Genomic DNA, 11676 nt, shown 5'->3' with positions numbered 1-11676 from the left:
CAAAAACGAATCACCAGCGCCAGTAGAAGGATAAATTAACATCGACATCGCGGGTTTTTGAAGCTTTCGAGTGATCCGAGGCAAGCGTCAGTCGATGCCAGTCTGACTGCCAACGAAACCCAAGCTGTCGTGTCGAGTATGCCTGAACATAAAGCTGCCCTATGGCAGTATCCCAGCCCTTCGCCAACCCCAAACGGCGATATTTCTCATGAGAATAGACTGCTGCCTCAACACTCAAAGGCGAATAAAACAGACGCGCCTGCACAGTCATCGGTATCGAAGTTGAATATTCATCCAGCCCGGAGCGCCCACTGGCACTACCCTGCGCATTACAGATTGGATTAGCAGGTGAATTAAATTCAATACACCCCCTGGTAAACGTGGCGGCATCAAATTCTAAGCGATTCCAGATATCCGATAGTTGATAATCAAGCCGGAACGACGGGTTAAGAATTGCTTGCCCTGATAATGATAAGCTCAGTCCCTGGCCGTTTTTATAATCATCCTCATACTCAAGAATTTTATCTTCATCAAAGTAATAATCCAGAAGAGCGGAAGCCTTAAGGTCCGACTCCCCACTACCACCTTCAGCAAAACCTTTTAAGCTGCCAAATTGATAGCGATTAATGTCATAAACTGAAATCCTGGGCTCAACAATCCAGCCCTCACTAATTTCAACTGACTTACTGAAAGAGAAGCCATTCGCCTGAAAAGATTTCGCATCCAGGTCGACATCGCCTGCCGCAACACCGCCACCTTTTTCCAAAGAATTGAAAAAACGTGACGTTTGTTTTGAAAACGACAAGTAATAATACCAACGCTGATCTCGACTGAAACGCCAACCATCAACGGAGAAACCGTAAGCAATATTCAGATTTGCGTAAGCGTGCTCCCCTGGCTGAAATGAACCATCCCAGCCAGACACCATATCTTCAACCGAAACCGGCCCTGAGCTGGCAACAAGATCCGTTTCAACAAATACAGAACCTGCGGCCATTACAGATTGAACGCCAAACGCTAAGGCTGTCGCAGCTGCGAACAAGGCTACTGTTTTTCCAGGCTTACTCATCATTTGCCGAGAATTACAAAGTCACCATTGATGAAACGCGCAACATAAACACCTTTGCGCTCTTCACGAACGACACCTAGCAGAGTTCCTTTAACACCGATGTAAGCAACTGCATCGCAATCAACAACGTTCATTTTTCGATTCACAACGCCACAGGCCTTAACACCAGAATCTGCTTCTGTTAGATCGTAATTGGCTTCACTGGTCGCGAATAAACCAATACCTTCTGCGGAATCCTTGCCTGCGAGAGTAACCCCGCCACGAAAAATAGCCAGGCTGCCTAATTCTTCAGGCCGCACTTCGTTACCTGTATTGAACCCTGCCTGATAGGCAACATAGAAACTTTGTGCATTAACACCAGTTGGCAAAATACCAACAATACCGTCATATTTATATCCAAAGGTAATTGCAATATCAAAAACATCTTCAGCCAACAGCTTAAGCTTCACATCAGCAATTAATGAACCTATCGGTTCTTGCTGATCATCTGATTTCCTACTGTAAAGCTCAGCAGCTAACCTAAGGGTCATAATGTCGATACCAAGACTGACCGGCGCCACTAGTGATGCGCCAACTTTCACAGCCCCATTTTGATCAGACAACAACGGCACCATACGCTCAGAATAAGCACCTGTTTTTTCATCTTTTTCAACAGTAGGATTCTCAACAAGCATTAGCCTATAAATTCCCCTGGAGGGAATAGTAAAGCTAAGCGTTTGTATTGCACTTGCAAGCGAAGAAAGCTCTGGTGAACCTACAACCTCCGTCTTATCGTCACACTGCTCCCTATTATCTTTATCTAATGGCACTCTACGAATATCATTAGAAGAAACAACCAGAGAACATCGCTGTAAATTAAAGCGATCCGAACGGCCATCTATTGATATTTGCCTATATCGGCGAGCTACCGGTGTAGTGCCATCATCCGCCTTAAGCATTACATCAACGAAGTTTGCTGCTTTTTGGTTACCATTGTCGATAACATCTTCACTACCAACAGCGTATTCAAATTGATTTTCAGCAACCCTAACAACGAGCCCAGGTAAATCAACCCATTGACCTTTTTCCAGCAGAGCTACCGCACCAGATGTCAACAGTTTAAATTTAGGGCTATAGTAACCTCGCCCTGAAATATTATAAATTCCTGAAATAAGTTTTTTAGCAACCTGCTCTGCACTAACACCACTCACGCCATTCAATAGCTTTTCGTAACGTCTAACTCTTTCGCCACATCCACTGACGACCGGTGCATTTCGGTTAGTGACGTCGAGCTCGCAAGTTTGCAGATAAAACAAACCAACACTCTCATCATCTGGAAACAGTCGATAGCGTTTTCCTGAAGTCAGAGCTCCATCACTGTTATAGAATGCCAAGTCAAGATACTGAACCACCCCGTCTCCACTGATATCCTCGGAACCAACGAAGTAACTAAATACCCTCTGCTCTACCGTTGTTACATCAAATCCAGGGCGAAAAGTTAAGAAATCCGAAAAGTCCGGCCACTTATTCTCAGGATAATAAGCACTCCAAGCAGATGTACTTAAGGTCAGCACACCCTCTGAACGATCCTTCTTACTTTTATCATTATCACCAACCTTGGACTCCTCAGACAACAATTTGTAACCGGCTCTTTTTAGGTTGTAGCGCATTTCACTACTCTTAAGAACCGGATCTGTATTGCCTACAAGTTCAACTTCAAAATACTGTGTCGTGTCATAATTTCTGTCCACCCCATTTACATACACCCACACCTTCGGCCAAAGGAGCTTATATGTTAATGGTTCTTCATCGGCAAAAGGCAGAGGCGTTTTCGCCTCACTTTCGTACTCCATCTCAATATGTGATTTAACGTTGACTCCGGCTGGATTGCTTCCAACATCGAATCTGAAGGTTGTATCACCAACCTGCAACTTACCTTCGAGATTTATTTTAAATAAGAAAAAATGAGATTCTTTTGGCTTTCGAGGTGTATCTTTGCTACCAGCAAAACTTAAAGTAAGAGTTGAAGGGGTATTCTCTCCACCGGATTGCAGGCGCATCTTCTTTGATACAACACCATCTATATTGGTGTCATCTTCGACGCCCTCATTATCTGGTAACACAACATTCTCAAAAAGCACACGTCCGGATGCATGCAAAGGGTTATTTACATCTGGATCCTCAGCTAGCACGGATGCGTAATAGTCAACGGTATTCCTTATTACTTTAAATGCCTCAAGCAAATCAGGCCCTGCTTTTTCTAGTCCTGCAAGCATATCTTTCGAATAGGTCTCGATATGACTTCGATACTCAAGGTCGACAAAACTTGGCATACAATCAGCTGAATCAGACTCACCTCCGCTGCAAGTATTAGGATCAGAGCCATCAAAATTAATGAAGCGTTTATTTAGATCAGTAATAAAAGTTTTGGCATCACCCACTGCATTCAACTCTGCTTGAGCCGTCGTTCCCAGGACTGGCACCGGATAATTTGTATATGTACCAGCATCAATATTCTGCAGTGTCGTTCGAGCCGTTGATATATCATCTAAAACAGCATTAGCCACTGACGGGACGACTAAATCCCGGGCCCGAAAATGCTGAATATTCTCCTGCAGCGCTTGTTGTGCTCCACGCCATAAATCATCAACAGAAATTTCAGAGGTTCCATCATCACCACGAACAAGCAATTGCCCTTTGTTATTATTAAAGGCGAGGATGATCTGATTGAGAAAAGCATTAACACTAACACCGTCGGGTTTAATAGCCTGAATCCCCGCTAGCAATGCACCGTAAGTGATACCTTGTTGTTGCTGCAACAGAGAGAGTTCAGTCAGCTTAGTTATTTCAGAGGGCGGGATAGGACGTGTCGAAACGATATCATCAATTCCAAAGATCTGAGTCATTCGCTTATTAGCAACATCAATTGTGTAGCGTGTGTAGATACCTGGCTGAGCTTTTTCCGGATTATTCTCATTGTCATCCGTTACATCAATGTAAGAGGTGTAGGCAAAGGCATTCGCGATATGAGTCAACCAGTTAACATTGATCGTCATATCTGCACGAATATCCGTAACCAATGCCCGATATTCGAACTCTTGCCCCAAATCAATCAACCCCAAATACGGTACATCACCGCAGCCACTCACAAGCTCACAGCGAGACCTTGCTTTACCCTCAGGAGATGAAGCGATTACAACTGTCGGTCTACCAAGCTTCTCCCCATCAATCACAACTTGGTAAAAACCATTAGGAGAGGAAGTCGTCCGCCCGCCTACATAAACTTCTTTGTTTAGTCTATTAATCGCTGTCTCTGGTTGACCTTGATTAGAAATTGAGATCGCCTGAATCGAAGTAGAAGCCATATTGGCAGCACCAGCGAAACCAGTGACTTTTTCTTCTTTAGACTCCTGGAAGCTTGTTGACGAGTTACCACTGCAGCCCACAAGAGCGATGACAGCAGCCGCTGATAATGAGATCAGGCGAGCGTAATGCATAGTTATTCTTCTTTAGATTTCCCTAAACCGATTGTACGGACTGCGAGGCATTTGCCTACGCCTGCGGTCCCGTTTTACCGCCACTTTACACGTCTTATTGATAGATTTGCATAAAATCCAAAATATTCATGCATAAAAAAACCCGGCCATTTCTGCAATGACCGGGTTATTTACTCTCCTTAACGGAGTGGCGTAACCAATTGAATTACTTCAGATTAGTTAGCAGCCTTAAACTTCAGGCGGTAAGCGTGCAGCAGTGGTTCAGTATAGCCACTTGGCTGCTCTTTGCCTTTGAAGATCAGGTCAGATGCTGCCTGGAACGCAATACCATCGAAGTTAGGCGCCATTGCAATGTAAGCAGGATCGTTAGCGTTCTGGCCATCTACAACAGCAGCCATACGCTTCAGGCTGTCTTCAACCTGTTCTTTAGTGCAGATACCGTGTTCCAGCCAGTTAGCAACGTGCTGAGAAGAAATACGCAGAGTCGCGCGGTCTTCCATCAGGCCAACGTTGTTGATATCCGGTACTTTGGAACAACCAACACCCGCGTCAACCCAACGTACAACATAACCCAGGATACCCTGACAGTTGTTGTCGATTTCGTTCTGGATGAATTCCGGAGTCAGCGCATCGATTTGCTCCTGAGTCATCAGGGGTACAGTCAGGATGTCGTCTACGTTGGCGTGCTCACGCTTCTTCAGCTCTTCCTGTACCGCGAATACGTCTACTTTGTGGTAGTGCATAGCGTGCAGAGTAGCAGCAGTCGGAGATGGAACCCATGCGGTGTTTGCACCGGCTTTAGGGTGACCAATCTTCTGCTCCATCATCATGCCCATCTCATCCGGGATAGGCCACATGCCTTTACCGATCTGAGCACGGCCAGACAGAGACGTTTCCAGACCCGTGTCTACGTTCCAGTCTTCGTAAGCGTTAATCCAGGTTTGTTGCTTCATTACAGTTTTAGCAACAAAAGGACCAGCCAGCATAGAAGTGTGCAGCTCATCACCGGTACGGTCTAAGAAACCAGTGTTGATGAATACAACACGGTCTTTCGCAGCGCGGATACACTCTTTCAGGTTAACCGTGGTACGACGTTCTTCGTCCATGATACCCATCTTCATGGTGAAGCGTGGCAGACCCAGTGCGTCTTCGATACGACCAAACAGTTCGTTAGCAAAAGCCACTTCTTCAGGACCGTGCATCTTAGGCTTAACGATGTTTACAGAACCGGTCGTAGAGTTCTGGAACGGTGCGTTACCCTTCAGATCGTGCATAGCGATCATAGTAGTCATCATGCCATCCATGATGCCTTCCGGTACTTCAGAACCGTCAGCCAGCAGGATTGCCGGGTTAGTCATCAGGTGACCCACGTTACGTACGAACAGCATCGAACGGCCTTTCACAGTGAAAGTTTCGCCATCTAAACCAGTGTACTCACGGTCAGCGTTCATAGTACGGGTGAAAGTTTTGCCGCCTTTAGAAACTTCTTCAGCCAGGTCGCCTTTCATCAGGCCTAACCAGTTGCCGTAAGTAACTACTTTGTCAGCGCCATCAACACAAGCAACAGAGTCTTCACAATCCATAATGGTGGTCAGTGCAGATTCCATCAGTACGTCTTTCACGCCAGCCGCGTCAGTAGAACCGATTGGGCTTGAAGCATCGATCTGAATTTCGAAACGCAGACCGTTGTTTTTCAGCAGGATGCCAGTAGGAGCCGCTGCATCGCCGGTGTAGCCTTGCAGTTGTGCTTCATCTTTCAGGCCAGTCACAGAACCGTCTTTCAGAGTTACAACCAGCTTGCCACCTTCGATAGCGTACTTAGTGCTGTCTGCCTGATTACCAGCGGCCAGAGGTGCAGCTTCGTTCAGGAAATCACGAGCGTATGCGATAACTTTGTCGCCACGCACCTGGTTGTAACCATGACCTTTCTCAGCGCCACCTTCTTCAGAGATGGCTTTGGTGCCGTACAGCGCATCGTACAGAGAACCCCAACGAGCGTTGGAAGCGTTCAGTGCAAAACGTGCATTCATGATTGGCACAACCAGCTGAGGACCAGCCATTTCAGCGATTTCCGGCTCAACATTCGCAGTTGTCGCAGCGAAGTCTTCACCTTCTGGTAACAGGTAGCCGATTTCCTGAAGGAATGCTTTGTACTCAGGGAAGTTCAGAGGCTGACCTTTACGCTCAGTGTGGTAAGCGTCGATCTTGGCTTGCAGATCATCACGCTTAGCCAGCAGCGCTTTGTTCGTAGGTGCCAGTTCGTTAGCGATCTTGTCGAACTCAGCCCAGAATTTCTCAGCATCAACGCCGGTACCTGGAATCGCTTTGTCGGTGATGAAATCGTACAGTTCCTGAGCGACCTGGATGCCACCCTTCTGAACGTATGCAGTCATGATTAAGCCTCAAATTTTTAATGAATTCTGAAAACAGAATCCGGGTCCATAAAGCCACTTACGAAAAAACACTCAGAGACTGCGTGTTTGAACAGTTCGGCCAAATAATAAGTTGCCGCAGTATACCTATCAGCGCCTTCATCTCCTATAAGCAGCATTAATGTCCAAGATAAGGCGCATAAATACGAACAATATACAACCAAAGGCTTTGACACTTCCCTACGCTTTTCCCTTTTGCCGATATTAAATTTATTCATATACAATACTTATACATAGCTTATGCATTAAATATACAAACACCGGAGGTGTGGTATGGCCAAAAAGCAACAAGCTGATCCTAGCGAGCGCCAGAAGCTGCTTGAGGAAGACATTCAACGATTTCTTAAGTCAGGCGGCAAAATACAGAAAATTAAGGAGGGCATTACCGGTGAAAAACACCCGTGGTTAAAAGGCAGGAAAATCGACCGTCCGTGTACGGTGGTCAAACTCCCGAATCACATCGCCCCAGGCCAGATGATTTGATTAACCGCTAATTGCAATTCGACGCAGCAACGGGGTACCTTCCATGCTTTGGTTACAGGTTCCCCTGATTAATGCAAGAAATCACAACACTCGTTCTCTCATCCGGCCGATCAGCGGTCGAGCTGGCCTTATTTATCTTACTGCCAATTATGATTGTAATGCTCAGCATTATGCGCTGGCTGGAAGCGAAAGGATTGCTGCAAAAGATCGTAACCGCCCTCACTCCCGCACTCAGGCCGTTTGGTCTCAATGGCATGGGGATCTTTGCCATGATTCAGGTGCTTATGGTGAGTTTCGCTGCCCCCATCGCAACTCTGGCAATGATGGCCAGGGGTGGCGCATCCGACAGGCACATCGCAGCAACATTCGCGATGGTTCTGGCATTAGCTCAAGCCAACGTTGTTTTCCCCATGGCTTCTATCGGCCTGAACATCCCAGCTACGATGGCCATCGCACTGATGGGAGGGCTTATCGCCTCAAGCGTCACTTATTACGTGTTTGGCAAAAATCTGAATAACACTGAAACGCTGACGGATGATTTACAACAACAGGATGGCCAGGGAGACAACTTACTGGCTGTGATCCGAAAAGCAGGCCAGGATGCTTGGGATATAGCCATGGGGGCACTACCACTTCTCGTGGTTGCTCTGGTTGCGGTCAAGCTATTTACCCTCACGGGCACTATCCAATGGATCGAGCAATTCATCAGCCCGTTACTTTCAACATTTGGCTATCCCGGTGAAACACTGATCCTTGCCATCACCAAGTACGTCGCGGGTGGCACAGCGATGATGGGACTGGCTGTAGAGAGTTTTAATCAGGGAATCATTGATAGCAGTGATGTAAATCTTCTGGCGGGATTATTGTTGTGCCCACTCGATGTTGCCGGTGTCGCCATATTAATAGCGGCAGGCAAACGGGTATCTGCGGTTGCCAAACCAGCGATTTATGGCGCCCTGATCGGCATTGGCTTCCGAATCGTTTGTCACGCCCTGCTCTTCGCCTGAACACCTCCCCTGCACCAACAAAAAAGCCGCACAAGTGTGCGGCTTTAATTCAGTAAGAAGGCACCTTACATTAAGGTCTGGAACTCACCATTTACAAAACGAACGACCCAGACATTATTCTCTTTACGAATACGGCCATACACGACACCGCGATAATTGATCGGGATAATCGCATCGTCCAGCGTACTAGTATTTGGAAACTCGGCCTGATTCGCCGTTACACAGCGATCGTATTGACCATCGTTCCCGGTAATAAATTTGTATGGCAGCACATTTGAGTTGTTCGCCTTCTGTACGGCGGCAACAATTTCTGCTGGTTGAGGGTCGGCAGTATCGCCGTCCACTTTAAGACTCACACCATCCTGAAAAATAGCGATGCTGCCAGAGTCCGCTAATTCGTTGGTGGTGTTATAAACAACTGAGATACGATCCAGACCAGAGCCAATGGCCGTAGATACATTACCCGCTGCGTCACGTTCGTAGTCATGAGACAGCACGGCCGTCACCTGATAACGCTCTTTCGTCGTTAGTGTGAGTGACACGTCTAACAAGGTATTCGGATCTTTGGTCGCCGCGGTATTGTCGTCGAGCAACACTTCAGCAGCAAAACGCATGGTATTGAGACCCAGCACCGCTTGCTCATAAAGAGTACCGCTTAATTCAGCGCCTGAATTATTAAGAGTATCCAGCTTCAGGCATTGATTGCTGTCCTGAGATGCAGGCCAGGAGACAAAATAGGTTCCGCGATTGGCCACCGCAATGCGTGAAAACACACCAACTTCCCAAAGGTCATTCAGCGATTTTTGTATATCACGCGCTCCGAGAATGCGTTGCTTAGGATCACAGCTTTTAACGGTGCGGGTATTACCGCTCACGGTTAATGTGCAACGCTCAAAATCGTGAATTGTCACCGTATCCTTGGTATCACGATCGCTGTCCAGGTCGCGACTATCGGTAATTGTACGATCCTGATAGAAACGATAGCGATACGAATCCGCCAGAGGCACAACAAAATCGAAATACTCTGCAGGCTGGCCTGACACCGTTTCAGAACCAAAGCTGTAACTTACAAGACCAGCCTGACTGTCGCCTTTTTTATAGAGAGGATTGGTTCGCTCTTCGAGGAAGCCACTGAAAGGAACAAATTTTTTCTCAGGATAAAATTCGTCGGCGTTGTTCGACCGAGCTGTCACAACCAGCTTGGTCACCTCGTCGTCGGCATTATCATCGCCATCGATTTTGTCGGAAATACGACCATTCAACGCAACGCTCTGAATATTGTAGCGACGCTCATCATTGGTGTTATCCGGGTTTTTCACACCAAAATAGAACTGTGTGTAGCTTCCCTCGACTTCCACTTCATCGGCATCACCCTTATTGGCGTAGAAATTAAAATCAGCCCAGCGAATTTCATATGCCAGCTCATCGGCACCCGGCTGAATGGCCGATACCGCATTTGCGTAATACACACGAATTCCGGATGGCGACGCAATATCCGTTTTAGCCGTGCTGTCTTTATAGGTGTGATCAAGTACAAATGTAACACCACCAATCTCGTATTTACCCTTAATTAACAGATCAATAGCCTGAGAGGAAGTCGGATCGGTGACACTGTCCGTTGTATTGATATCAGCAACCGTCTGACTGACCGTCACAGCGCCGGAGTTTATGGTTAAAACATTGTTGCTGAAGGACGCTTCAGTTAACCATTCCCAGCCAGCTTCGCCATCATGGGTAGTGCAATTGCCCTGTAAGCATTCAGTGTAAAGCTGCTTGGTTTTTACAAACGCATCAATGATTTTATTAAAACTGCCCTGATGTTCTTCACCAACGGCTTTTAATTTATCCCGGTAAGCGACCAGACGTTTTTTAAAATCCTCACCGCCATTAAAGAAGTCGGCCTGGTTATCACGCAGATTCTGTAAAAACTTTTTACTGCGCTCGATACCCAGCTGCATATCTTTGGCAACACTCTCTCCAAGCAAAGAAGAAAGAGACGCCGGCTTGATTTCAGTTGGCTTGCCAACGTTTTCACGTAAACTCTTGATATTGCCATCAAGAGCCAGCACAGTCTGATTAACTGCGGCTTTTACATCGGCGTTATTAACGGATGCTTTTTCAAGGTTATTCTTGGCCGTCTCGTACAAATTATCGAGAGCAACACTATAGCCAGCCAGAGTTCCCGACTGCAACATTTGGCCATTGTTTGTCGCCAGCTCTTTGGCAACTTTAACGGCGAGTGGTTCTTCCGAAGGGTTGGCTTGCTTGAAGTCCAGATTCAGTTTTTGCCACGCGGCCAATAGAGCACCATGCCTCACCGCGAGTGCCAGGCTACAGTTTGAAGGCACACTCAGCGCATCTAAACGGGTCAGATCTGCCGGAGCACAGCCCTGAATGTCATCAACCCCCATCAACTGATTGACCTGAGATACCGACTGAACAACAGAATACGGTGAATAAAAGCCGGTTGTATCCCAAACGCCAGCGCGACTGCCGCCGGTTTCCTGATAGGTTTCAACAAACACACGTTGCATCGCCAACTCAGCCGCCAGCTCAGTAAACGGTGTAACATATATGTTTTCGTTATTACCCAGATCATAAGCAACTGCTCGCCACAACATATCTTCAGGAGCGTAGCTATTGCCAAAAGCGGTATCGTTGCAACCATCCACCAGCTGGCACTTGCGCAACGTGGCTTTGATATCACGAGACGAATCAGCAACACGGCTGACTAACTGGAACTGATGCACTTCATCGTTTGGGATAGCGATGCTGGCCTCGCCATTTTCAGCGGCGGCCACAGCAACAACGTTTGGCTGCTGCTCGAAATCAGTACTTGGTAAACCTGATTCACCAATAACCTGAGAACGAATCAGGCCGTAGGCGATGTCACCCTGGTTAGAATGCACCGTCACCGTTGCACTGCTGCTTGAACCAGAGTTGTTTTTATTATCACTACACCCGGCAACACCCGCCAAAACCACTGACACCACAATAGGCGCCAAAGTAAATCTGTTCATAAACCCCTGAACCATCTGGTAACCGGCCAGAGCCACAAGCTCCAGACCACAAAATTTTGATCGGCTATCATAACAGGGTTTAAAGCTGGGTGTTTGGTAAGGATTAGTAAATCCCCATTTTCAACACACACGGCAATTCGTGCAGCCTGAGTGCTTTTTCGCTAGAATGCCCGCCGCTTTCCGGAGGCC

Annotated in this window: 6 protein-coding genes; 2 read left to right on the top strand and 4 right to left on the bottom strand. The window is 47.0% G+C overall.

Going from position 1 to position 11676, the window contains the following annotated elements; genetic code table 11:
- Nucleotides 1-10 precede the first annotated feature (10 nt).
- The 3 genes from ACOQOZ_RS03265 to ACOQOZ_RS03255 form a co-directional block, all read right to left on the bottom strand.
- Nucleotides 11-805, bottom strand: coding sequence for a hypothetical protein (locus tag ACOQOZ_RS03265; RefSeq protein WP_420590853.1), 795 nt, complete (start codon nt 803-805; stop codon nt 11-13).
- A gap of 263 nt (nt 806-1068) precedes the next feature.
- Complete coding sequence (locus tag ACOQOZ_RS03260) at nt 1069-4545, bottom strand: hypothetical protein (RefSeq protein ID WP_420590852.1); 3477 nt, start codon at nt 4543-4545, stop codon at nt 1069-1071.
- 215 nt (nt 4546-4760) lie between these two features.
- Nucleotides 4761-6938: a malate synthase G gene (locus ACOQOZ_RS03255; RefSeq protein ID WP_420590851.1), complete on the bottom strand. Its 2178-nt coding sequence runs from the start codon at nt 6936-6938 to the stop codon at nt 4761-4763.
- A gap of 312 nt (nt 6939-7250) precedes the next feature.
- On the opposite strand from ACOQOZ_RS03255, the gene ACOQOZ_RS03250 reads away from it, so the two are divergent.
- Both ACOQOZ_RS03250 and ACOQOZ_RS03245 read left to right on the top strand, forming a co-directional pair.
- Nucleotides 7251-7460 carry a hypothetical protein gene (locus ACOQOZ_RS03250; protein WP_420590850.1) on the top strand — a complete coding sequence of 70 codons (210 nt, stop codon included), beginning with the start codon at nt 7251-7253 and terminating at the stop codon, nt 7458-7460.
- Nucleotides 7461-7531: 71 nt separating this feature from the next.
- Nucleotides 7532-8467, top strand: a complete 936-nt coding sequence (locus ACOQOZ_RS03245) for a nucleoside recognition family protein (RefSeq protein WP_420590849.1) — start codon at nt 7532-7534, stop codon at nt 8465-8467.
- A gap of 65 nt (nt 8468-8532) precedes the next feature.
- On the opposite strand, the gene ACOQOZ_RS03240 is transcribed toward ACOQOZ_RS03245, so the two are convergent.
- Nucleotides 8533-11487, bottom strand: coding sequence for a hypothetical protein (locus tag ACOQOZ_RS03240; protein ID WP_420590848.1), 2955 nt, complete (start codon nt 11485-11487; stop codon nt 8533-8535).
- Nucleotides 11488-11676: the final 189 nt, after the last annotated feature.

Origin of the sequence: Bacterioplanoides sp. (assembly GCF_965219715.1) — a bacterium.
In the GTDB taxonomy this organism is placed as follows: domain Bacteria; phylum Pseudomonadota; class Gammaproteobacteria; order Pseudomonadales; family Oceanobacteraceae; genus Bacterioplanoides.
Note: the sequence above shows the minus strand (reverse complement) of the source record. Positions and strands in the feature narration are given on the sequence as shown.

Coding starts and splice junctions, on each gene's coding strand:
- ACOQOZ_RS03260 (WP_420590852.1), bottom strand. CDS start 4,545: ATGCATTACGCTCGCCTGATCTCATTATCAGCGGCTGCTGTCATCGCT.
- ACOQOZ_RS03255 (WP_420590851.1), bottom strand. CDS start 6,938: ATGACTGCATACGTTCAGAAGGGTGGCATCCAGGTCGCTCAGGAACTG.
- ACOQOZ_RS03250 (WP_420590850.1), top strand. CDS start 7,251: ATGGCCAAAAAGCAACAAGCTGATCCTAGCGAGCGCCAGAAGCTGCTT.
- ACOQOZ_RS03245 (WP_420590849.1), top strand. CDS start 7,532: ATGCAAGAAATCACAACACTCGTTCTCTCATCCGGCCGATCAGCGGTC.
- ACOQOZ_RS03240 (WP_420590848.1), bottom strand. CDS start 11,487: ATGAACAGATTTACTTTGGCGCCTATTGTGGTGTCAGTGGTTTTGGCG.